Annotated in this window: 26 protein-coding genes; 8 read left to right on the forward strand and 18 right to left on the reverse strand. The window is 69.3% G+C overall.

Annotated elements, in window-relative coordinates; genetic code table 11:
* Positions 1-48 precede the first annotated feature (48 nt).
* Positions 49-918, reverse strand: a complete 870-nt coding sequence (gene rpsB, locus NE358_RS09100) for a 30S ribosomal protein S2 (RefSeq protein ID WP_103208964.1) — start codon at positions 916-918, stop codon at positions 49-51.
* A gap of 314 nt (positions 919-1,232) precedes the next feature.
* Between rpsB and NE358_RS09105 the strand changes: the two genes are divergently transcribed.
* Entirely contained in the window at positions 1,233-1,730 is a 498-nt protein-coding gene (locus NE358_RS09105; protein WP_180993452.1) for a murein hydrolase activator EnvC family protein, read from the forward strand.
* Between the two features lie 6 nt (positions 1,731-1,736).
* Here NE358_RS09105 and NE358_RS09110 read toward each other — a convergent pair whose 3' ends face one another.
* From NE358_RS09110 to NE358_RS09155, 10 genes are all read right to left on the reverse strand, one after another.
* Complete coding sequence (locus tag NE358_RS09110; RefSeq protein WP_289937744.1) at positions 1,737-2,354, reverse strand: DUF3060 domain-containing protein; 618 nt, start codon at positions 2,352-2,354, stop codon at positions 1,737-1,739.
* 113 nt (positions 2,355-2,467) lie between these two features.
* Positions 2,468-3,469, reverse strand: a complete 1,002-nt coding sequence (locus NE358_RS09115) for a tyrosine recombinase XerC (RefSeq protein ID WP_289937747.1) — start codon at positions 3,467-3,469, stop codon at positions 2,468-2,470.
* Between the two features lie 66 nt (positions 3,470-3,535).
* Positions 3,536-4,690: a DNA-processing protein DprA gene (dprA, locus tag NE358_RS09120; RefSeq protein ID WP_103208956.1), complete on the reverse strand. Its 1,155-nt coding sequence runs from the start codon at positions 4,688-4,690 to the stop codon at positions 3,536-3,538.
* Positions 4,687-6,210 carry a YifB family Mg chelatase-like AAA ATPase gene (locus NE358_RS09125; protein WP_103208954.1) on the reverse strand — a complete coding sequence of 508 codons (1,524 nt, stop codon included), beginning with the start codon at positions 6,208-6,210 and terminating at the stop codon, positions 4,687-4,689. The genes dprA and NE358_RS09125 overlap by 4 nt, the downstream gene beginning before the upstream one ends.
* Positions 6,207-6,569 (reverse strand): YraN family protein, encoded by a 363-nt coding sequence (locus tag NE358_RS09130; RefSeq protein ID WP_103208951.1) that lies wholly within the window; start codon positions 6,567-6,569, stop codon positions 6,207-6,209. The genes NE358_RS09125 and NE358_RS09130 overlap by 4 nt, the downstream gene beginning before the upstream one ends.
* A gap of 92 nt (positions 6,570-6,661) precedes the next feature.
* Positions 6,662-6,985 (reverse strand): DUF2469 family protein, encoded by a 324-nt coding sequence (locus tag NE358_RS09135; protein ID WP_055836674.1) that lies wholly within the window; start codon positions 6,983-6,985, stop codon positions 6,662-6,664.
* Between the two features lie 86 nt (positions 6,986-7,071).
* On the reverse strand, positions 7,072-7,725 hold the full coding sequence (rnhB, locus tag NE358_RS09140) for a ribonuclease HII (RefSeq protein WP_141378312.1): 654 nt from the start codon (positions 7,723-7,725) through the stop codon (positions 7,072-7,074).
* The gene (lepB, locus tag NE358_RS09145; protein ID WP_103209919.1) at positions 7,722-8,471 is read right to left on the reverse strand and encodes a signal peptidase I; all 750 of its coding nucleotides are present in this window, start codon (positions 8,469-8,471) and stop codon (positions 7,722-7,724) included. Before lepB ends, rnhB begins: the two co-directional genes overlap by 4 nt.
* Positions 8,472-8,615: 144 nt before the next feature.
* On the reverse strand, positions 8,616-8,969 hold the full coding sequence (rplS, locus tag NE358_RS09150) for a 50S ribosomal protein L19 (RefSeq protein WP_499317682.1): 354 nt from the start codon (positions 8,967-8,969) through the stop codon (positions 8,616-8,618).
* Between the two features lie 182 nt (positions 8,970-9,151).
* Complete coding sequence (locus NE358_RS09155) at positions 9,152-9,643, reverse strand: MFS transporter permease (protein WP_258027936.1); 492 nt, start codon at positions 9,641-9,643, stop codon at positions 9,152-9,154.
* A gap of 118 nt (positions 9,644-9,761) precedes the next feature.
* Here NE358_RS09155 and map point away from each other — a divergent pair, with 118 nt between their 5' ends.
* Complete coding sequence (gene map / locus NE358_RS09160; protein WP_103208945.1) at positions 9,762-10,544, forward strand: type I methionyl aminopeptidase; 783 nt, start codon at positions 9,762-9,764, stop codon at positions 10,542-10,544.
* Positions 10,545-10,766: 222 nt separating this feature from the next.
* Here map and trmD read toward each other — a convergent pair whose 3' ends face one another.
* From trmD to rpsP, 4 genes are read right to left on the reverse strand one after another with little or no spacing between them, the layout of a single operon-like run.
* Complete coding sequence (gene trmD, locus NE358_RS09165; RefSeq protein ID WP_116239912.1) at positions 10,767-11,456, reverse strand: tRNA (guanosine(37)-N1)-methyltransferase TrmD; 690 nt, start codon at positions 11,454-11,456, stop codon at positions 10,767-10,769.
* Position 11,457: 1 nt separating this feature from the next.
* On the reverse strand, positions 11,458-12,105 hold the full coding sequence (rimM, locus tag NE358_RS09170) for a ribosome maturation factor RimM (RefSeq protein ID WP_116239913.1): 648 nt from the start codon (positions 12,103-12,105) through the stop codon (positions 11,458-11,460).
* Entirely contained in the window at positions 12,105-12,335 is a 231-nt protein-coding gene (locus NE358_RS09175; protein WP_094736438.1) for an RNA-binding protein, read from the reverse strand. Before NE358_RS09175 ends, rimM begins: the two co-directional genes overlap by 1 nt.
* A gap of 5 nt (positions 12,336-12,340) precedes the next feature.
* Positions 12,341-12,754, reverse strand: a complete 414-nt coding sequence (gene rpsP, locus NE358_RS09180) for a 30S ribosomal protein S16 (RefSeq protein ID WP_056230889.1) — start codon at positions 12,752-12,754, stop codon at positions 12,341-12,343.
* A gap of 233 nt (positions 12,755-12,987) precedes the next feature.
* On the opposite strand from rpsP, the gene NE358_RS09185 reads away from it, so the two are divergent.
* On the forward strand, positions 12,988-14,151 hold the full coding sequence (locus NE358_RS09185; protein ID WP_289937783.1) for a glutamate--cysteine ligase: 1,164 nt from the start codon (positions 12,988-12,990) through the stop codon (positions 14,149-14,151).
* Between the two features lie 49 nt (positions 14,152-14,200).
* Positions 14,201-14,926: an SGNH/GDSL hydrolase family protein gene (locus NE358_RS09190; RefSeq protein WP_289937786.1), complete on the forward strand. Its 726-nt coding sequence runs from the start codon at positions 14,201-14,203 to the stop codon at positions 14,924-14,926.
* 30 nt (positions 14,927-14,956) lie between these two features.
* On the opposite strand, the gene ffh is transcribed toward NE358_RS09190, so the two are convergent.
* Both ffh and NE358_RS09200 read right to left on the reverse strand, forming a co-directional pair.
* Complete coding sequence (ffh, locus tag NE358_RS09195; RefSeq protein ID WP_289937788.1) at positions 14,957-16,501, reverse strand: signal recognition particle protein; 1,545 nt, start codon at positions 16,499-16,501, stop codon at positions 14,957-14,959.
* Between the two features lie 167 nt (positions 16,502-16,668).
* On the reverse strand, positions 16,669-17,217 hold the full coding sequence (locus tag NE358_RS09200; protein WP_289937791.1) for a TetR/AcrR family transcriptional regulator: 549 nt from the start codon (positions 17,215-17,217) through the stop codon (positions 16,669-16,671).
* Positions 17,218-17,281: 64 nt separating this feature from the next.
* On the opposite strand from NE358_RS09200, the gene lipB reads away from it, so the two are divergent.
* From lipB to NE358_RS09220, 4 genes are all read left to right on the forward strand, one after another.
* A complete protein-coding gene (gene lipB / locus NE358_RS09205) occupies positions 17,282-17,920 on the forward strand; it encodes a lipoyl(octanoyl) transferase LipB (RefSeq protein ID WP_289937794.1) in 639 nt (212 codons plus the stop codon).
* Positions 17,917-18,951, forward strand: a complete 1,035-nt coding sequence (lipA, locus tag NE358_RS09210) for a lipoyl synthase (RefSeq protein ID WP_181904660.1) — start codon at positions 17,917-17,919, stop codon at positions 18,949-18,951. Before lipB ends, lipA begins: the two co-directional genes overlap by 4 nt.
* 127 nt (positions 18,952-19,078) lie before the next feature.
* On the forward strand, positions 19,079-20,248 hold the full coding sequence (locus NE358_RS09215; RefSeq protein ID WP_103209911.1) for an inorganic phosphate transporter: 1,170 nt from the start codon (positions 19,079-19,081) through the stop codon (positions 20,246-20,248).
* A complete protein-coding gene (locus NE358_RS09220) occupies positions 20,245-20,571 on the forward strand; it encodes a hypothetical protein (protein ID WP_056230874.1) in 327 nt (108 codons plus the stop codon). Before NE358_RS09215 ends, NE358_RS09220 begins: the two co-directional genes overlap by 4 nt.
* A gap of 1 nt (position 20,572) precedes the next feature.
* Here NE358_RS09220 and NE358_RS09225 read toward each other — a convergent pair whose 3' ends face one another.
* Complete coding sequence (locus NE358_RS09225; protein ID WP_103208921.1) at positions 20,573-21,001, reverse strand: MSMEG_6728 family protein; 429 nt, start codon at positions 20,999-21,001, stop codon at positions 20,573-20,575.

Below are 21,001 nucleotides of genomic sequence, written 5' to 3' on the forward strand. Positions count from 1 at the left end.
TGCGGGTGGCGCACCGATCACGCGAAGGCGAACGGAATGCCTCGCGGCTTACTTGCTGTCGGTGGCCTCGGCGTCAGCAGCCTCGGTCTCGGCGGCCTCGGTCGACTCAGCGGCGGGCGCCTCGGCCGACTCGGCAGCCGGAGCCTCGGTCGACTCGGCGGGCGCCTCGAGGAGCTCGCGCTCCCACTCGGCGAGAGGCTCGGCGGCCTCTTCCTCACCGGCGGGCTGGTGACGCTGGATCAGGCCCTCGGCGGCGGCGTCGGCGATGATGCGCGTGAGCAGGCTCACCGAACGGATCGCGTCGTCGTTGCCGGGGATCGGGTACTGGAACTCGTCGGGGTCGGCGTTCGTGTCGAGGATGCCGATCACGGGGATGCCGAGCTTCTTGGCCTCGTCGACGGCGAGGTGCTCGCGCTTGGCGTCGACGACCCAGATGGCCGACGGGGTCTTCTGCAGGTTGCGGATACCACCGAGCGACTTGTGCAGCTTGTCGAGCTCGCGCTTCTTGAGCAGGAGCTCCTTCTTGGTGAAGCCGCTCTCGGCGGGGTTCTCGTAGTCGAGCTCCTCGAGCTCCTTCATGCGGGCGAGGCGCTTCGACACCGTCTGGAAGTTGGTGAGGAGGCCACCGAGCCAGCGCTGGTTGACGTAGGGCTGGCCCACGCGGGTCGCCTGCTCGGCGAGGACTTCCTGCGCCTGCTTCTTGGTGCCGACGAAGAGGATGGTGCCGCCGTGCGCGACGGTCTCCTTGACGAACTCGTACGCCTTGTCGATGTACCCGAGCGACTGCTGCAGGTCGATGATGTGGATGCCGGAGCGCTCGGTGAGGATGAAGCGCTTCACCTTCGGGTTCCACCGGCGGGTCTGGTGTCCGAAGTGAACGCCGCTGTCGAGCAGCTGGCGGATGGTGACGACGGCCATGGTCGTACTCCTGTTTCTGGGCGCTTTCGCGCCGTGGTTGTGGTTGTTCGCGCCAGACGGTCCGTCTGACGAGCCTGGTGCCCGGCGCACACCCGCCACTCGCCGAAGCGAAGGACCAGGGGGTGTGGATGCCGCGCGGTGCGCTGCCCCGAGAGGCCACGCGGTGCGCTGTGGGCACGCGGAGTCATCCCGACAAGCGAGATGCAAGGTCCAGCATACAGGACCGCTCCTCCCCACCCGCATGCCGGGGTCAACCTCTCCCCGGTTCCGCTCCTTCGCCCGCGGACGAGACGCCCGCGCGCAAGACTTCCCGGATGATCTCGGCATCCCTCCGCTGTGTGAGCCTGATCGCGCTGATCGCGGTGATGCTCGCCGTGACGCGAGCCGACGCCGTGGAAGGCGATCGACTCGCCGATCTCGGATGGGTGTGGCCCGTGACGCCCGTCGAGGTGACACGACCGTTCATCGCGCCCGCGCACGCGTACGGTCCGGGGCACCGGGGCGTCGATCTGCGAGCGGACGCGGTCCGTTCGCCCGCGGACGGACGCGTGGCGTTCGTCGGGATGGTGGCCGGTCGCAGCATCGTCACGATCGACCACGGCGGCGGTCTCGTGACGACGTTGGAGCCCGTCAGCACAGATCTCGCCGCGGGCGACCCGGTCGCCCGCGGTGCGCCGGTCGGCACGGTCTCCGACGAGGGCCACACCGGGCCCGGTACCGTCCACTTCGGCGTGCGGTTACGGGGCGCGTACGTCAACCCGCTGAGGTTGCTGGGCGGCGTGCCACGGGCCGTGCTTCTGCCGTGCTGCTGAGCGGGCTCAGCCGATCTGGTTGCCGCGGCCCTCGACGGTCTGCGTCCCGACGCCGCCCGAGGCTCGAACGACGTTGTCCTGCCCACGGACGGTCACGGAAGACACCGCGCCTTCCGCGTCGACCGTCGAGCGGTCTCCGCTCACGTCGACGCTTCCGATGGCACCCGCGGAACGGACCGAGCCGTCGTTGCCCTGGACGACGAGCGCGTCGATCGCGGCGGCGTCCACACGCGCGCGGTCTCCCGAGATTCGCAGGGTGCGGATGGATGCCGCCGAGGCGTCGACCGTGAGGGCGGAGCCCGAGACCGTGAGTTCGGCACAGGTCCCGACGACTCGGACGGTCTGCTCGGACCCCGACACCGATTGCGTACCGCCATCACCGCAGGACACGGTGTCACCCGATGCATTCGCGGGGGGACCGCTGGGGGCGCCCGTCGAGACGGGGGCGGGAGAGATGGTCACGACCGACGGGGACGGGACCGCGGCCGAGGACGGAGCGCTCGACGCCGCTCGTTCCGGAGGGAGTCGGGTCTCGACGGGCTCGGGAGTCATGCTGCAGGCGCTGAGCACACCGGCGAGGGCGAGCACGCCGAGAGCGGCAGGCACCGAGCGGTGAAGGTTCACGGCTCCACGCTAGGGCGTCACGCGCAGGTTCGCACCCGTTTCACCGTCGGCACGGCAGGCGGTCATCCGGTCGCGGCGACGCGGGCGCGAAACACCACCCGCCGACCCGTCCGTCAGGCTCTCGGGTGCGCGAGGCGGTAGGCCTCGCGCAGTCGTTCGGCCGAGACGTGCGTGTAGATCTGCGTCGTCCCCAGGCTCGCGTGACCGAGGATCTCCTGGACCGCGCGCAGGTCGGCGCCGCCGTCGAGCAGGTGCGTCGCCGCGGAGTGGCGGAGCGCGTGCGGACCGAGCACCTCCGCGCCGACACTCGGGGCGACGGTCCTCGAGACGAGCTCGTGAACGGCTCGCGGACCGAGCCGGGCCCCTCTCGCGCCGAGGAAGACGGCGCGACCCGCGGCGTCGGTGCGCGCGCGGGCGGCGTGTCGCTCGCCTCGAGCTGGCCCGCTCCCCTCCGAAGGCCCCCCGTTCCTGGCGCTTCCGATCGATACGGTCGCCTCGAGCGCGCGAGCCCGCAATACCGGCCGCGCCCGCACCAGGTACGCCTCCAGCGCCCGCGAAGCCGGCAGCCCGAACGGAACGACCCGGTCTTTGTCGCCCTTGCCGCGGAGCAGAAGGGTTCGTCGCTCGTGGTCGACGTCGTCGAGATCCAGACCGCAGATCTCGGAGACGCGCGCGCCCGAACCATAGAGGATCTCGAGCAGGGCGTGATCTCTCGCAGCGACCGGATCTCCGCCGTCGGCGCGTTGGGCCGCGGCGGCGAGCACGCCCTCCAATGCTTCCGCAGTCGCCACAGCGGGGAGCGTTCGTCCGCGCTTCGGCGACACCAGTCGCTGCGACGGGTCGGCGACGACGATCTCTTGCTCGACCGCCCATGCGAAGAGTCCTCGCAGCGTCGAGGTTCGACGCGCCGATGTCGCCTTCGACCGACCGGACCGGGCGGCCTGCCACTGCCACTCGCGCAGGTCTTCCACATCGACGTCAGCGAGGGGGCGATCGCCCAGAGCCGAGACGAGGTCGGCGAGATCGGACCGATATGCGCGCACCGTTGCGGCGGACAGCCGACGCACGTCGGCGAGATGGGCGAGGTAGCCCTCCACGGCCTCCGACAGGTGCATTCACCCAGAGTGCCCGCTGATCGCCAACGGAGGCGGGACGACGCGCGACGCCCATGCATTCCCCCGTCACTCTGGTCTCGAATGCATCGCCATCCAGAGACCGTCGTCATCGCGACGGGCTCTCCCCTCGAGTTCGGCGAACCCGAGGACGGCTTCGGTCTCCGCGACAGACAGGCCGCTCCGGCGTGCGACCTCCGCCGTCGAACGAGCCGACCTCGGGGAAAGGGCATCGCACACCCTCGTCGTGTCGTCTGTGCGATCCGTGAGACGCTCCGGCTCCCGCGCACCCCTGCCGAGCATCTCGAGGACATCCGCCGCGGAGGTCACGCACACCCCGCCGTAGTCGCGAAGGATGCGGTGACAGCCCGCGGATGCCGCGCTCGTCACCGGGCCGGGTACGGCCCCGAGCGCTCGGCCGAGGCTCGCGGCATGAGCGGCGGTGTTGAGCGAACCGCTGCGCCACCCCGCCTCGACGACCACGACCGCGTCGGCCATCGCGGCGATGAGACGATTGCGCGCGAGGAACCTCCACTTGGTGGGTGCCGCGCCGCAGGGCGTCTCGCTCCAGACCGCACCGGTGCTCGCGATCCTCGCGAGCAGGCTTTCGTGCCCGCGGGGGTACGCGCGATCCACGCCGCCGGCGAGGAACGCGACCGTCATGCCTCCCGTCGACAGCGCCGCGCGATGAGCCGCCCCGTCGATTCCGTACGCCGCCCCCGAGACGATCACGGCCCCCGACGCCGAGAGATCCGCCGCGAGGTCGGCCGCCACGCCCTCGCCGTAGGCCGTGGACGCCCGCGCGCCCACCAGTGCCACTGTCGGACGATCGCTCGTGCCCCCTCCCCCACGTCGCCAGAGAGCTACGGGCGCATGAACGCCGAGATCGTCGAGCCGCTCCGGCCACTGGTCATCCCCCGGCACGATCAGCGAGGCACTCGCTCGACGCGCGGCGTCGAGCACCGCGTCTATCGCCTCAGGCCGCAGTCGAGGAAGCCAGCGAGCGCGCGCCACCCGGACCTCCTCGTCCTGAGCCGACGTCGCGACATGCAGGGCCCCGGCCGCCCCGTGCGCGGCGATGAGCTCACCCGCCGCCCCGTCGCCCGGCTCGACGAGAACGCTCCACACCGCCCGGGCATATGCCTCGGCGGCCGCTCCATCGGTCGATCTGAGTCCCTGGAGCGCCCTCCGGGCTTCGTCGCGATCGACGACGAAGCCCGTCATACGCCCGCTCCCCGACGCAGGTACAGAGCGCGACCGACATCGTCTGAACGCAACTCGTCATGCCCGGCGATATCGGCGACCGTCCACGCGACGCGCAGCAACCGGTCGTACCCGCGCAACGTCAGGGCTCCACGACGGAGGGCCGTGTCGAGGGGCCGCACGACCTCGGGGGACGGTGCCGCCGGTCCACGCAGCCAGGTTCCGGGCACGTCGGCGTTTCGGCGCCACGGCGTCGCGGCCCACCTCCGCGTCGCGCGCGCACGCGCCTCGGCGACGATATGCCGTGCCCGTTCCGATGACACCGATCGCGCACCGCCCTCGTGACGCGCTGTCGACACACGCTGCAGCCGCAGATCGATGTCGATGCGGTCGAGCAACGGCCCGGACAGGCGTCGCGTATACCGGCGAATCGCCTGCGGAGCGCACTCGCACGAACCACCCGGTACCCCGTACTGACCGCAGGGACAGGGGTTGGTCGCCACGACGAGCTGGAACCGCGCCGGATACGTCGCCGCGACTCCGGAACGGTGCAGCTGGATGACGCCGTTCTCCAGCGGCTGTCGAAGAGCATCGAGAACGGACGCCGGGAATTCGCCGCCCTCGTCCAGGAACAACACCCCCTCGCTGGCGCGTGCGATCGCCCCGGGCCTGACGACTCCGGATCCCCCGCCGATCAGCGCTGCAGCGGTCGCCCCGTGGTGCGGGCTCTCGAACGGAGGCGTGCGGGACAGGCGTGTCACGGCCTCGCCCGACAAGGAACGGATAGATGCGACCGACAATGCCGCCTCGTCGTCGAGGGGTGGCAGGATGCCGGGAAGCCGACGGGCCAGCATCGTCTTCCCTGCCCCCGGTGGCCCGCTCATCAAGAGGTGGTGCCCACCCGCTGCTGCCACCACCAACGCGTCGACCGCATCCCCCTGCCCCACGACATCAGCCAGTTCGAGCGGCTCGTCCTCGCCGCCGCCGAGGGCCGGTGCCGCGACCGGCTCGAGGTCTGGAGCATCGCTCGCCCCGCCGTGCCACCGCACCACCTCGGCGAGGCACGAAGCCGCGAACACTTCGATGTCGCCGATGAGCCCCGCCTCCGCGGCGTTCGCTGCCGGGACCACGACGCGCCGATACCCCGCACGCTGGGCCGCGACCACCGCCGGGAGCACTCCGGGCACGGGACGAAGGCGCCCATCGAGCCCCAGCTCGCCGATGTGCACGGTCTGCGCGACGCGGACGGCATCCATCCGTATCGACGTGGCGAGAGCGGCGACGGCGATCGCCACGTCGAAACCCGACCCGCGCTTGGGAAGGCTCGCCGGAGAGAGGTTCACGGTGATCCGCCGCTTCGGCAGGTCGAGCCCGCGGTTGGTGCAAGCGCCGCGTACGCGTCGTCCCGCCTCGCCCAGAGCCTTGTCGGCGAGGCCGATGATCGAGAACTCCGGAGTCTGAGAGGACACATCGGCCTCGACCTCCACCAGGTCGCCGTGGAGGCCCGACAGCGCGACGGCCCAGGTGCGCGCGAGGGTCACAGCGCGTCCTCGAGGTGCTCGAGGCGAGCCCGCGCAGGATCGGGTCCGACCAAACCGATCGCGTCGACGCGAAGCGTTCGCCCGCGCGCCTCGTCAGGGTGGGCTGCGAGCCACGCCATCGCCAGACGCCAGAGCCGCTGCGCCTTGCGCGCGTCGATCGCCTCGAAGGGGTGTCCGTAGTCCTCGCTGCGTCGGGTCTTGACCTCGACCACGACGAGCGTGTCCGCACGGACGGCGACGATGTCGATCTCGCCCTGGGCGCATCGCCAATTACGCGTGAGGATGCGGTAGCCGTCGTCCGTCAGGTACGCGACGGCGCGGTCTTCGCCGGCTCTGCCGAGTTCGTCTTTCGCTGCCATGCCCGAGAGCGTGGCATCCGTCCCACCACGCCCGAGGAACGGAGACCGCTATCCGGGGACAGCGGCGGGAACCGACCGGCTGGGGAGGACCCTCAGTTGTCGAGGGAGAGCTCGTCGGGCAGTTGGAAGTCGTGACGCGAGAGCTCTTCGACGTTGACGTCCTTGAAGGTGAGCACGCGCACGGACTTCACGAACCGGTCGGCGCGATAGATGTCCCACACCCATACGTCGGTCATCGAGATCTCGAAGTAGAAGTCGTGCTCGGTGTCGCGGCGGACGACGTTGACGTCGTTCGCGAGATAGAACCGGCGCTCGGTCTCGATCACGTAGGTGAACTGGCGAACGACATCGCGGTACTCGCGGTACAGGGCCAGCTCGAGTTCGCGGTCGTAGTCCTCGAAGACGTCGTCATCCATGGTTGTTCCATCCTAGGCGCGCGCTGTCGTCCCGGCCGCACGGCAGGACACCTCGGGCGCGTCCGTCCGACTGCGCCCGCGAAAGCTCAGAAAAGGGTCGGTGCGGCCGCGATCGCCCAGGAGTGCCGGTGGTGCACACTCATCCCGTGAGCGCTGATCGCGTCGCGATGGTCGAGGCTCGCGTACCCCTTGTTCCGGGCCCACCCGTAGGCGGGGTGATCGTCGTGCAGGCCGGTCATGAGCGTGTCCCGCGCCACCTTGGCGATGACGGATGCCGCCGCCGCACTCGCGCAGTCACGGTCGGCCTTGATGATCGGCCGCACCGTCAGACCCGACTCCCCCGCGGGAGTGATGTAGTCGTGGTTGCCGTCGAGGATGACCAGGGCCTCTTCGGGCACCACGCCGTGAGCGCGCAGATCGGCGATAGCCCGGACCGCGGCGAGGCCCAGCGCGCGGATGATGCCGATCTCGTCTACCTCGACGGAGCTCGCCCAGCCCACGGCACTGTGCTGCACGAAGGCGGCCGCTCGCGCGGCGACCTCGGGGCGGCGAGCCTCGGGGACCAGTTTGGAGTCCCGAAGCCCCTGGGGGACCCGCTTCCGCGAGCGAGCCGGGTCGATCACCGCAGCACCCACCGCGACCGGGCCCGCCAGGGCTCCTCGTCCGACTTCGTCGCACGCGATGACGATCGCGTGCTCCTTGAGCAGGCGACGCTCGAGGGTGAGGGTGGGTTCGATCACTTCGCCGCCGGCGCGGGAACGCCCGCGAACACCTCGTGGTGGAAGTCGATCATCCCGAAGCGCGTGAACGGCCAGGTGATGAGGAAGGCACGACCCACGACGTTGTCGACGGGAACGAAACCCTGCCCCGGCTGATCCTGGTTGAAGCGCGAGTCGCGCGAGCTGTTGCGGTTGTCGCCGAGCACCCACAGCGAGCCGTCGGGCACGGTGATGTCGTACGGGACGGGTTCTGGCGCGGTGGCGCCGGGGGCGAGGCGGACGTAGCTCTCGTCGAGCGGCACGCCGTTGACGGTCGTCTGTCCCAGAGCGTTGCAACAGACGACATGATCGCCCGCCGTGCCGATGACTCGCTTGATCAGGTGGTCGTCGCTGTCGGGCGCCGACAGGCCGAAGAGCGAGAGCACCCAGTCCGCGCCCTCGACGATGGGTGACCGCTGCTCAGAGGGGCTGGGGGGAAGCCACCCACCCGGGTCGCGGAACACGACGACGTCACCGCGCGAGTACTGTCCGAACTTCGGAGTCAATTCGTCGACGAGGATCCGATCCTTGATCATCAACGTGTTCTCCATCGATGCGGACGGAATGTAGAACGACCGGACGACGAACGTCTTCACCACGAACGACACCACGAGCGCGATCAGCACGATCACGAGGAGGTCGCGGAAGAACGCCCCCCATCCGCGTCGACGCCGTCCGGCGGAGCGGGATGCCACGGCATCCGAGGTCGAGGCGGTCTGATCGCTCATATGTTCCTTCACCGGGTTCGACGCACACCGACCGAACCGCACGAACCAGGGTCGCACATCGCGGAGCCGCCCCGTGACCGACCTCGCCGTGAGAACGCCGAACGCCCCGCGGGTGTGACCCACGGGGCGTTCGAGAGAGCGGACTCAGCGGTCGCGCTTCTCCTTGATCTTGGCCTTCTTGCCGCGGAGGCTGCGCAGGTAGTACAGCTTGGCGCGACGCACATCACCGCGGGTGACGACCTCGATGTGGTCGATCACGGGGCTGTGGACCGGGAAGGTGCGCTCGACGCCGACCTGGAAGCTGACCTTGCGGACGCAGAAGGTCTCGCGGACACCGTCGCCCGAGCGGCCGATGACGACGCCCTGGAACACCTGGATACGCGAGCGGTTGCCTTCGGTGATGTTGACGTGCACCTTGACGGTGTCGCCGGGGCCGAAGGCGGGGATGTCGGAGCGGAGCGAAGCCGCGTCGACGGAGTCGAGGATCTGCATGATCATCACTTCCTGCGACCGCCACAGGTCGATCGCACGATAAGAGGGAAAAAGGTGAGGCGTGCCCGCGGCCGCGGATGCGGCATGACTCCCCTGAGGCAGAGCCGGTCAGGGCACAATCGTCTATTCTGCCACGCCCGCACCGACGGGCCAAAACGGTACCGTCGGCGGTATCCGCCCGCGCGGCGTCATCGGGGGCGGGGGGACTCCGAGACGACGATGACCTCGGCATCTACCGGCTGCGTCGGCCGCTCACGGACCGGCGGGATGTAGGCCGTTCCGTCGGTCGCGTGCAGCACGGTCACCGCACCGCGCGCCTCGTTCCAGAGCTGAGCGAGCGTCGACCAGAAAAGGACGAGCGCGCCCGCGATCGACAGCACGAGCAGGGGGAAGAAAACCCGCGAATCGAACAGGCCGAGTACGACGATCACCAGGTGCCAGGCACCGAGACCGAGCAGATCGCGCCAGGACACCGCGCGGTTCTCGCGCACGCTCCCGCGCGCGCGGATGAGCAACGACAGCACGAGCTGGGAGACGAACACGGCGGGCACGGCGACGAAGAGCCACAACAGACCCCAGGCGCTGCCTCCCGAGAACACGATCCACCCGACGAACAACCACAGCGGAAGAACGAAAGCGGCCGGGAACAGCCAGTGGAGGAACAGTCTTCGCAGCGCCATGACCCGATGCTACGGCTCGACCATGTGCTCCGCCTCTGAGAAAGCTATGGCGCCGTTCGGTCGGGCGGTCGCACCGCGGATCGGGGAGAATGGGGGTTCGACGCGAGAGGAACCACCCATGATCGAACTGCGCACCCCGGCCGAGATCGACGCGATGCGCCCCGCCGGACGCTTCGTCGCGGAGGTGCTGGCCACGCTGCGCGCCGAGACGAAGGTGGGGACGAACCTGCTGCAGCTGGACCGACGCGCGCACGAGATGATCCGCTCGGCCGGCGCGGAGTCGTGCTACATCGACTACCACCCCTCGTTCGGCGCGAGCCCGTTCGGCAAGGTGCTCTGCACCTCGATCAACGACGCCGTGCTGCACGGACTCCCCCACGATTACGTGCTGCGCGACGGCGACCTCGTCTCGCTGGACTTCGCGGCATCCGTCGACGGCTGGGTGGCCGACTCAGCCGTCTCGTTCGTCGTCGGCACCCCCCGCGACGAAGATCTCGCGCTCATCGACACGACCCAGCGCGCCCTGGCCGCAGCGATCGAGGCGGCGACCGTCGGCCACAAGATCGGCGACATCTCCGCCGCGATCGCGTCAATCGCCCGCGCGGACGGCCTCCGCATCAACCTCGACTTCGGCGGTCACGGGGTGGGCCGCACCATGCACGGCGACCCGCACGTCGCGAACGACGGCAAGGCCGGGCGCGGCTACCCCCTGCGCGCAGGCCTCGTGCTGGCTCTCGAGCCGTGGTTCCTGCAGACCACCGACGAGCTCGTCACCGACCCCGACGGCTGGACACTCCGCAGCGCCGACGGCTCGCGCGGCGCGCACTCCGAGCACACGGTGGCCATCACCGCCGACGGGCCCATCATTCTGACCGACCGCTCGTTCCTCGGCGTCGACTGAAGACCGGTTCCGGATGCCGCGGCCTCGAGGTCGCGGCATCCTTATGCCGCCGCTCGGTGAGGTGCTCGCCGAACGGGAGGAGATTTCGCGACGGGAGGACCGCCAGGGGTTCCGGCATCCTCCGCTCCTGGAATCTCCTCCCCGCAGCACGACTTCCCGGCAGCCCGCCTTCGTCGTGAGGCACCGAGGTACCCCCGCCTGCCGAACGCCGGATGCCGTGCGTCAGTCGGCGAGCAGGTCGGGCCGACGCTGGCGCGTACGCTCGAGCTGTTGCTCTCGCCGCCAGGTCGCCACGGCTCCGTGGTTGCCGCTGAGCAGCACGGGCGGGACCTCTCGCTCCCGCCACACCGCGGGCTTGGTGAACGAGGGGTACTCGAGGAGGCCGTCTTCGTGAGACTCCTCGACGAGGCTCTCGGGATTGCCGACCACACCGGGGATCAGACGGCCGATCGCCTCCACCATCGCCATGACGGCGACTTCGCCGCCGTTCAAGACGTAGTCACCCAGGGAGATCAGGCGCACGTCGCCGAGCTCGGCGGCGTAGTCGAAGACGCGCTCGTCGATGCCCTCGTACCGGCCGCAGCCGAACACGAGGTGCGGGGCGGTGGCGAGCTCGCGGGCCGTCGCCTGCGTGAACCGCTCTCCCGCGGGCGACGGGAAGATGATGACAGGCCGGCTCGCGGCGTCACGCGTGACGTCGTCAAGCGCCTCGCCCCAGGGCTCAGGCTTCATCACCATGCCGGCGCCGCCACCGTAGGGGGTGTCGTCGACCGTGCGGTGACGATCGTGCGTGTAGTCGCGCAGGTCGCGGATGCGAACGTCGAGAAGGCCGCTCTGTCGAGCCCTGCCCAGCAGAGACAACTCGAGAGCGTCGAAGATCGCCGGGAAGATCGAGACGACGTCGATGCGCACGTCAGTCCTCGGGGGCGTCAGTGGTCTCATCGTCGGAGTCGTCCGACGACGAGGCGGGCTCGGGCTCGTCGTCGGCCTCGGCCGGGAGCTCCTCGAACAGTCCCGCAGGGGGCGTGACGACGACGCGGCCACCGTCGATGTCGACCTCGGGCACGATCGCACCCACGAAGGGCACGAGCACCTCGCGGTCCTCACCGGCCATACGCACGATCAGCAGGTCTTGAGCGGGGAAGTGGTCGACGCGGGCGACGCGGCCGATCACTGCTCCGTCGCGCACGACATCGAGGCCCACCAGCTGGTGGTCGTACCAGGCGTCGTCCTCGGCCGGGGCGGCCTCGGAGTCCTGGTCGATCCAGAGGATCGCCTTGACGAGCTCCTCGGCCGCATTACGGTCGTCGACACCCTCGAAGAACGCGACCGGGTGAGAGTTCATCCACCGGAATTCGCGGACCTTCAGCTCGCGGCCGTGCCAGGGAGAGGACTCCGGCACCTGCAGGGTGAAGGTGCTCCCCGGCGTGAAACGCCCATCGGGATCGTCGGTGTACAGCTCGAGCTTGAACGCGCCCTTCAGGCCGTGGGCCTTGACGAGGCGTCCCACGCGGAGCTGGGTCTTGGCGGGCTGAGCACCCGCGATGTCGCCGTTCGCCATCAGTCGTCGGCGACGTCGACGCGCACACGGCGGCCGTCGGCCAAAGCCGACACGAGCGTACGCAGTGCTTTGGCGGTGCGTCCGCCGCGCCCGATCACGCGACCCCGGTCATCGGGGTGCACGCGAACCTCCAACACGTCGCCGCGAGGCGAGGAGCTGGAACGGATGGTCACGGCGTCGGGGTGATCGACGATCCCCTTGACGACGTGTTCGAGCGCGGCAGACAGCACGGGAATTACTCGGCCGAGGTCTCGGCGGCGTCCTCAGCGGGCGCCTCGGCGGGAGCTTCGGCCTTCTTCTCGGCCTTGGGCTTGACGACGGACTTCTTCGAAGCGTCGGCCTCGAACGCGGCCTTGGGCTCGCGGACCTTGACGGTGGAGACGGCGTTCTTGTCGCCCTTGAACTTGCCCCAGTCGCCCGTCAGCTTGAGGATGGCGGCAACCTGCTCGGTGGGCTGGGCGCCCACGGACAGCCAGTACTGCGCGCGCTCCGAGTCGACCTCGATGAACGAGGGCTCCTCGGTCGGGTGGTACTTGCCGATCTCCTCGATGACACGACCGTCGCGCTTGGTGCGCGAGTCGGCGACGACGATGCGGTAGTAGGGCGCGCGGATCTTTCCGAGGCGCTTGAGACGGATCTTGACAGCCACGATGACTCCAAATGATGAAAACGAACGAACCGAACGCCTGGAGAGTGGGGTGCACACCCGGCGGAAGCTCAAAAGGGTGGACCGACACTGGATAGAGGGTCGAGTGGCGGGTCCAGCCCTCTATTCTGCCAGATACTCAGGCCCCACGCTGACACGCGACGCACCGCGACACGCGGTGTCTCGGAGGGTAGCGGAGGATCCCGGCATCCGACCCCCGTGTCAGACTGAGCCGCATGAGGCTGCCGTTCGCTGCATCGACGCGTTCGTCCGTGGGTCTGGAGTGGGAGCTCATGCTCGCCGACCGCGAGACGGGCGACCTGGTCCCCCGCGCACCGGAGATCCTCGACCAGCTCGAGGAGAAGACGGCTCTCGAGCGCTTCACCGTCACCGGCGAGCTTCTCACCAACACCGTCGAGGTGACCAGCGGCGTGGGTCACACGGTCGCCGAAGCCGTCGACGACATCGCCGACGCCATCTGCGCCCTCCGGGACGAGACCGAGCCGCGCGGCGTGGAGATCCTCTGCGCCGGCAGCCACCCCTTCGCGCAGTGGTTCGACCAGGAGGTCACCGACAAGACGCGATACCACTCGCTCATCGAGCGCACGCAGTGGTGGGGGCGAAACATGATGATCTGGGGCATCCACGTGCACATCGGCGTCGACGACGTCGAGAAGGTCGTGCCGATCGTCAATGCGCTCAACGTGTATCTCCCGCATCTGCAGGCACTGTCGGCATCCAGCCCCTTCTGGGCGGGCGAGCGCACCGGCTACGCCTCCAACCGAGCCCTCGTCTTCCAGCAGCTGCCGACCGCGGGGCTCCCCTGGCAGCTCGACTCCTGGGGCGACTTCGAGAGCTACCTCGACGACATGGTTCGGACGGGGGTGATGGCGGATGCCAGCGAGGTGCGCTGGGACATCCGTCCGGCGCCCAAGTGGGGCACCGTCGAGATCCGCGCCTGCGATGGGATGTCGACCCTGCCGGAGCTGGCCGCCGTCGCCTCTCTCGCGCAGACGCTCGTCGAGCATTTCTCGCGCCTGCTCGACGAGGGGCGCGAGCTTCCCGGCATCCCGGCGTGGTACGCCCGCGAGAACAAGTGGCGCGCCGCGCGCTACGGCCTCGACGCCCGTGTGATCGTCGACCGCGAGGGTACGCAGCGCCCGGTGGTCGATCACCTGCGCGAGACGATGGAAGAGCTCGCCGACGTCGCACTCGAGCTCAAGTGCGCGAAGGAGTTCGCGAGCCTCGAGACGATTCTGGCCACGGGCGGCAGCTCGGCACGTCAGATCGCGGTGGCCGAGGCCGCAGACGGGGATCTGCGCGAGGTCGTTCAGCATCTCATTCGCGAGTTCCGCGGAGGCCCCACGTTGAGAGAGCATCTCGCGGCGCTCCGCGTCTAGGGGTCGAGCTCGGCGCTCGTTCATAGGTGCGCGATCTTAGGATCGCGTCATGACGTTCGGACGCCGTATCAGGGGGGCCTCGATGGTCGCGCTCTCCGCGGGCGTCATCGCGATGGTCGCCGGGTGCGCGTCCGATCCCTCACAGCCCGCAACCGTGCCCACCTTCGCGGCTCCCGTTCTCGAGGCCACACCGTCGCCTTCACCCAGCCCTGGGACGCCGCTGCGCGTGGTGACCCTCGGAGACTCGCTCATGTCCGGCTTCGGCCTGGAGCCGCAGCAGGCGTGGCCGACGCTGCTGGCTGGACGTGCGCACCTCTGGCTGACGAACCTCGCCTGTCCCGGCATGGGCTTCGTCGTCCAAGGAGATTGCGGCACGACCTACGCCGGGCTCGTTCCCGCGGTCGCGGCCCTGCAACCTCAGCTGCTCATCGTGGAGTCGTCGAGTAACGACTTCTGGGAGGACGAGGACGAGATCCGCGCCGACACCGAGGACACGGTGGACCAGTTGCGCTCAGCCGCCCCCGACGCGCGGATCATCGGCCTGAGCACCATTTGGAACGACGACCCCGATGTTCCCGGCGACACCACAGTCACCTCCGACGCGCTGAAGAACGCCGTCGAGAAAGTCGGAGGGTCGTTCATCGACGTCGGTCAGCCGCTCGCGGGCCATCCCGAGTGGATGCAGGAGGACGACGTCCACCCCACTCCGCGGGGTCAGCGCGCGATCGAGCAGACGGTCATGTCGGCTCTGCAGGACGCCGACGTCCTGCCCTGACGTCGCAACCGGTACACCCCGGAAGACGGGTCAGCCGCGACCGAGCATCTTCTGCTGTTCGGCGAGGTCGGCCTCGCTCGGCGCCGCCTGACCGCCCAGGCCGAAGCCCGAACCCGTGGCCGGAGCGGAAGCCGCGATGCCGGCGTTCTCGGCCGCCCGCTTGGCCGGGTTGCCCGAGCGCGAGCCCTTCGCCTTCTGCTGCTTGCCGCGCTTCGACGACGCACCGGGCTTGCCACCGACGGGCCCCATGCCGGGGATGTTGGGCACACCTCCGCGAGCGACGGTCTTCATCATCTTCGCGGCCTGCTCGAAGCGCTGCACGAGCTGGTTGACGTCGGTGACGGTCATTCCCGAACCGCGCGCGATACGCAGACGACGGGAGCCGTTCAGCAGCTTGGGGTTCCGACGCTCGGCGACCGTCATCGAGCGGATGATGGCCTCGGTGCGGTCGATCTCGCGCTCGTCGAAGTTCTCGAGCTGTTGCTTCATGTTTCCCATGCCCGGGAGCATCCCGAGCATCTTCTTCATGGAGCCCATCTTCTTCATCTGCTGCATCTGCTCGAGGAAGTCCTCGAGAGTGAAGGTCTCCGTCGCGAGCTTCTCGGCGACCTTCATCGCCTCGGCCTCGTCGAAAGCCGACTGCGCCTGCTCGATCAGGGTCAGGATGTCGCCGAGGTCGAGAATGCGGGATGCCATGCGGTCGGGGTAGAAGGGCTCGACGTCGTCGAGGCCTTCACCTGTCGAGGCGAAGATGATGGGGCGACCGGTGACCGAGGCGACCGACAGCGCGGCGCCACCGCGAGCGTCGCCGTCGAGCTTCGACAGCACGACGCCGGTGAAGTCGACGCCGTCCTGGAACGCCTTCGCGGTGTTGACCGCGTCCTGACCGATCATCGCGTCGATGACGAACAGCACCTCGTCGGGGTTCGTCGCGTGACGGATGTCGGCGGCCTGCTTCATCAGCTCGGCGTCGACACCCAGACGGCCGGCGGTGTCGATGATGACGATGTCGTGCTGCTGACGCGTGGCGTACGCGACGCCGTCACGGGCGACCTTGACCGGGTCGCCGACGCCATTGCCCGGCTCCGGCGCGTAGATGGTGGCACCGGCGCGCTCGGCGACGACCTGGAGCTGGTTGACGGCGTTCGGGCGCTGGAGGTCGCACGCGACCAGGAGCGGCGTGTGTCCGTCCTTCTCGAGCATCTTGGCGAGCTTGCCGGCGAAAGTGGTCTTACCCGACCCCTGGAGGCCGGCGAGCATGATGACCGTCGGCGGGTTCTTCGCGAACTCCAGACGACGCTGCTGTCCGCCCAGGATTCCGATGAGCTCGTCGTTGACGATCTGCACGACCTGCTGCGCCGGGTTGAGCGCACGGTTGACCTCGTCGCCGAGCGCACGCTCGCGCACGGCAGCCGTGAACTCCTTGACCACGGGCAGGGCGACGTCGGCGTCGAGAAGGGCACGGCGGATCTCGCGCACCGTCCCGTCGACGTCGGCGGGCGTGAGCTGGCCCTTCTTCCGGAGATTGCGGAAGGTCTCTGTGAGCCGGTCGGAGAGGGTGCCGAAAGTCGCCATGATGAATCGAGTTTACGCGGGGCGGGGGTCGTTCGCCGCCCTCGTCGTCGGTGCACGGCCACCCGGCGCGCGCGCGACCTCCGTGATCCGCGTGATCTTCGCCGGAATCGACCGGATGCCAGGTCGCTCGCACCCATCAGGAGGCGAGACGACCCGCCCCACCTGCGTCACGCCAGGGCGAGCGCGGCTTCGAGCACCTCAGCGAGCGGGCGCCCCGTCGCGGTGCGGTCGGCCCATGCCCAGACCGCGGCCAGCACCGCGGCCGAGAGGGCGCCCGCACGGACCTGAGCCACCAGCTCCGGTTCGCCGTCGCGCCCGATCCGCAACGCCAGATCCCGCTGGAGACGGAACTGGCGAACCGCACGATCGCGATCCAGCTCGGCCGCGATACCCATCGCCTCCGCGTTCGTGATCGCCAGAGCGAGAGCGTCGGGGGCGAGACCCGCACCGATGCCCGCGAGGCACTCATCGACGGCCTGTCCCTCGCGCAGCCGCGCGACCGCGGCATCCGCCTGCTCGTCGAACCCGGACCACAGGACGTCGCTCTTCGCCGAGAAGTAGTTGAAGAAGCTCGAGCGACTGACACCCGCGCGGCGGGTGATGTCGGACACGCTCGTAGCGTCGTACCCCTGCTCGAGGAAAAGTTCGCACGCTGCTTCCGAGAGCACTTCGCGCGACGAGGCGCGCGGTCGTCCGCTTCGAGATTCGGGGGTCACGGCCCCAGCCTACGGTTCGCCCTCATGTGTATTGTTGGACGCAATCCAACATTGGAGGCGGTCGATGATCGACATCCATCACATGGGCCTGGCCCCGCACTACGTCCCCTACCTCGACGGGTGGGCGCATCAGCGACGCGTGCACGCCGACGTCGTGTCGGGCGCCCGCGCAGACACCCTGCTGCTGCTCGAGCACGAGGCCGTCTACACGGCCGGCAAGCGCACCGAGGCGCACGAGCGCCCCGACGACGGCACACCGGTGGTCGACGTGGATCGCGGCGGCAAGATCACCTGGCACGGGCCCGGTCAACTCGTGGGTTATCCGATCGTGCGCCTTCCCGAACCGCTCGACGTCGTCGCCCACGTTCGCCGCCTCGAAACCCTTCTCATCACCACCCTCGGCACGCTGGGTGTCGACGGCTTCCGCATCGAAGGACGCAGCGGCGTGTGGGTGCGCCGTCCGCTCGGCGTCGACAAAGTCGCGGCGATCGGGGTCCGCGTCGAAAAAGGAGTGACCATGCACGGCTTCGCCGTCAACTGCGACAACACCCTCGCCGGTTTCCGGCACATCGTCCCCTGCGGGATCACGGATGCCGGGGTCACCACGGTCAGCGAGGTGCTCGGCGCCGACATCTCCCCCGCCGACCTCGTCCCGGCAGTCGAGCGCGTGTTCCGCGCCGAGTACGCGGCGGCCGCCGCGTGACCGCCTGCGGGACCGGCAACGCCGGGGCACCGGCATCCACCGCTCCGAACGGTCGGAAGCTCCTGCGACTCGAGGTGCGCAACGCGGAGACGCCGATCGAGCGCAAGCCCGAGTGGATCAAGACCAAGGCCAAGATGGGCCCGGAGTACACCGCCCTGCAGAACCTCGTCAAGACCGAGGAACTCCACACGGTCTGCCAGGAGGCGGGCTGCCCGAACATCTTCGAGTGCTGGGAGGACCGCGAGGCGACCTTCCTCATCGGCGGCTCGCAGTGCACGCGTCGGTGCGACTTCTGCCAGATCGACACCGGCAAGCCCGCCGACTACGACCGCGACGAGCCGCGCCGCGTGGCCGAGAGCGTCACGCGGATGCAGCTGCGCTACGCCACCGTCACGGGCGTCGCACGCGACGACCTGCCTGACGAGGGCGCGTGGCTGCACGCCGAGACGGTGCGCCGCATCCACGCCGACAACCCGGGTACCGGGGTCGAGATCCTCGCGACCGACTTCTCGGGTAACCCGGCACACCTCGAAGAGGTCTTCTCGTCGCGACCCGAGGTCTTCGCGCACAACGTCGAGACCGTCCCCCGCATCTTCAAGCGCATTCGCCCGGCGTTCCGCTACGAACGCTCCCTCGGCGTGCTCACCGCCGCGCGAGAGGCGGGGCTCATCACCAAGTCCAACCTCATCCTCGGCATGGGCGAAGAGCCCGAAGAGGTCGTCCAGGCCCTCGAAGACCTGCACGCTGCGGGCACCGACATCATCACGATCACGCAGTACCTGCGCCCCACCCCGCGCCACCTCCCCGTGCAGCGCTGGGTGAAGCCGGCCGAGTTCGTGGAGTTCAAGGAAGAGGCCGAGCGCATCGGCTTCCTCGGCGTGCTCGCCGGGCCCCTGGTGCGGTCGTCATACCGCGCCGGACGCCTGTGGGCGCAGTCGATGGTGTCCAAGGGCCGCGAGATTCCGCCGCACCTCGCGCACCTCGCGAAGGACATCGCGTCCGCCGACGCGGGCTTCGCGCAGGCGGTGTGAGCGCGCAGAGCGGAGAGTAGACCTCTCCGCTCCCACGGGATAGGGAACACTTCGTTCACCGCCGAGGTCTACCGTGTCGCCGGGCCAACCGACCCGCTTCCGGTATCACTTCTCGATCGGAGTCGCGGTGGATCTCACCGTCCTCGTCCCCGTCCTTCTCGTCGTCGCCCTCTCGATCTTCTTCGACTTCACCAACGGCTTTCACGACACCGCCAACGCCATGGCGACGTCAGTGGCCACGGGCGCGCTGAAACCCAAAGTCGCGGTGCTCATCTCCGCGATCCTCAACCTCGTCGGCGCGTTCCTGTCGACCGCGGTGGCCAAGACGGTGTCGGAGGGGATTCTCGCCCAGAACGACCAGGGGCTTCCGCAGATCACCGCGCCGATGATCTTCGCGGGGCTCATGGGCGCCGTGGTGTGGAACCTGCTGACCTGGTGGCTCGGGCTGCCCTCCAGCTCCACCCACGCGCTTTTCGGCGGACTGATCGGGGCGGCCGTCATCGGCGTCGGCTTTCAGGCCGTCGAGTGGGGAGGGGTGCTGTCGAAGATCGTCCTGCCCGCTCTGCTCTCGCCCTTCATCGCCGGGATCGTGGCCCTCGCCGCGACCTATCTCGTGTACCGCGTGACGAAGATGGCGACCGTCGCCGGATCGTCCACCGCCTTCCGTCACGGCCAGACGGTCTCGGCCTCGCTCGTCTCGCTCGCGCACGGCACCAACGACGCCCAGAAGACGATGGGCGTCATCACGCTGACCCTCATCGTCGCCGGCTTCCAAGAGGCGGGCACCGGCCCGCAGCTGTGGGTCATCCTGTCCGCGGGGCTCGCGATCGCCCTCGGCACCTACCTGGGCGGCTGGCGCATCATGCGCACGGTCGGCAAGCGCATCACCGACGTGAAACCTCCGCAGGGCTTCGCCGCCGAGACCAGCGCCGCCTCGACCATCCTCATCTCGTCGACCCTCGGCTTCCCGCTCTCGACCACGCAGGTGACCTCCGGCGCCGTGATCGGCTCGGGGCTCGGCAAGCGCCTCGCGTCGGTGCACTGGAACGTCGTCACCCGGATCGCCTTCGCGTGGGTCGTCACGCTGCCCGCGGCCGCCGTCGTCGGCGGAGGCGCCGCATGGGCGGCCTCGTCGGGCATCGCCGGCCTCGTGGTCGTGCTGGTGGGCGGCCTGGCCGTCTGCGTGGGCCTGTTCCTGCTCGCCCGCCGCCGCCCGGTGTCGGCCGAGAACGTCAACGATGAGGCGGTGGATGCCGATCGCATCGGCCAGCGCCAGACCGAAGGAGAACGCGCGTGATCACTCCCCTTGAAAGCGCCGGCGCCTCGGGCTGGCTCGGCACCGAAGCAGGGTCGATTCTGCTCGTCTTCGTGGTGGGCCTGGCCGCCACCCTCATCATCGTGGGGCTGTACGCCCTCGGCATCCGATTCTTCGCCGTCGGCGCCCCCGACGTTCGAGTGCCGGATGGAGACGACCCCGAAGGACCGACCGCGGTGGTCGCGCCGCGCGAGACGCCGCGACCGCTGCCCGCCACCATGGCCGGTCTCGTCTGCTTCGCCGGCGTCGCCGCCGCGGTGGTCTACGGGATCTACCTGGTGATCCCGCTTTTCCACGGAAAGTGAATCAGACCGGCCAGACGTACGGCAGGTCGTCGGGGACGTCCCCGAAACGGGGGATGTAGAACTCGGGGTCCTTGCGCACGAGGTTGGAGCGGTGGGCGAGGTGGAACGCCTCGTCTCCGATCCAGGGCGGGAGGTCGAGCTCGTTCTGCGTGAGGCCGTCGACCTCGGGCGCGAAGACGCGGATCTTCTCTCGGACGGTGTCGGCCCGGCCCTGGGCGATCCACTCGTCCGTCACGACGAGGCCGTACGACACGAGCGCCGGCAGATGTCCGTCCCACATCTTCGCCGCCGGATGATGACGCCAGCCATGGTCGGGCACGGTCAACGCGCGCAACAGCTGGAACGTCTCGACGCGCTGCTTGCCCAAGCGCTTGAGGTCGAGAGCGGCGGCGGATGCCGTGAACGAGGGGTACGGCAGAAAGGTTTGCAC

The sequence above is a fragment of the Sphingomonas sp. G5 genome, assembly GCF_052660795.1.

What these genes read in the sequence shown, in the direction of transcription:
- lipB (WP_289937794.1), top strand. Translation starts at nt 17,282, where the DNA reads ATGATCGACATCCATCACATGGGCCTGGCCCCGCACTACGTCCCCTAC.
- NE358_RS09155 (WP_258027936.1), bottom strand. Translation starts at nt 9,643, where the DNA reads ATGGCGCTGCGAAGACTGTTCCTCCACTGGCTGTTCCCGGCCGCTTTC.
- ffh (WP_289937788.1), bottom strand. Translation starts at nt 16,501, where the DNA reads ATGGCGACTTTCGGCACCCTCTCCGACCGGCTCACAGAGACCTTCCGC.
- rimM (WP_116239913.1), bottom strand. Translation starts at nt 12,105, where the DNA reads ATGGCGAACGGCGACATCGCGGGTGCTCAGCCCGCCAAGACCCAGCTC.
- NE358_RS09115 (WP_289937747.1), bottom strand. Translation starts at nt 3,469, where the DNA reads ATGCACCTGTCGGAGGCCGTGGAGGGCTACCTCGCCCATCTCGCCGAC.
- NE358_RS09105 (WP_180993452.1), top strand. Translation starts at nt 1,233, where the DNA reads ATGATCTCGGCATCCCTCCGCTGTGTGAGCCTGATCGCGCTGATCGCG.
- map (WP_103208945.1), top strand. Translation starts at nt 9,762, where the DNA reads ATGATCGAACTGCGCACCCCGGCCGAGATCGACGCGATGCGCCCCGCC.
- lepB (WP_103209919.1), bottom strand. Translation starts at nt 8,471, where the DNA reads ATGAGCGATCAGACCGCCTCGACCTCGGATGCCGTGGCATCCCGCTCC.
- NE358_RS09185 (WP_289937783.1), top strand. Translation starts at nt 12,988, where the DNA reads ATGAGGCTGCCGTTCGCTGCATCGACGCGTTCGTCCGTGGGTCTGGAG.
- rpsB (WP_103208964.1), bottom strand. Translation starts at nt 918, where the DNA reads ATGGCCGTCGTCACCATCCGCCAGCTGCTCGACAGCGGCGTTCACTTC.
- dprA (WP_103208956.1), bottom strand. Translation starts at nt 4,690, where the DNA reads ATGACGGGCTTCGTCGTCGATCGCGACGAAGCCCGGAGGGCGCTCCAG.
- NE358_RS09135 (WP_055836674.1), bottom strand. Translation starts at nt 6,985, where the DNA reads ATGGATGACGACGTCTTCGAGGACTACGACCGCGAACTCGAGCTGGCC.
- rplS (WP_499317682.1), bottom strand. Translation starts at nt 8,969, where the DNA reads ATGATCATGCAGATCCTCGACTCCGTCGACGCGGCTTCGCTCCGCTCC.
- NE358_RS09130 (WP_103208951.1), bottom strand. Translation starts at nt 6,569, where the DNA reads ATGGCAGCGAAAGACGAACTCGGCAGAGCCGGCGAAGACCGCGCCGTC.
- NE358_RS09190 (WP_289937786.1), top strand. Translation starts at nt 14,201, where the DNA reads ATGACGTTCGGACGCCGTATCAGGGGGGCCTCGATGGTCGCGCTCTCC.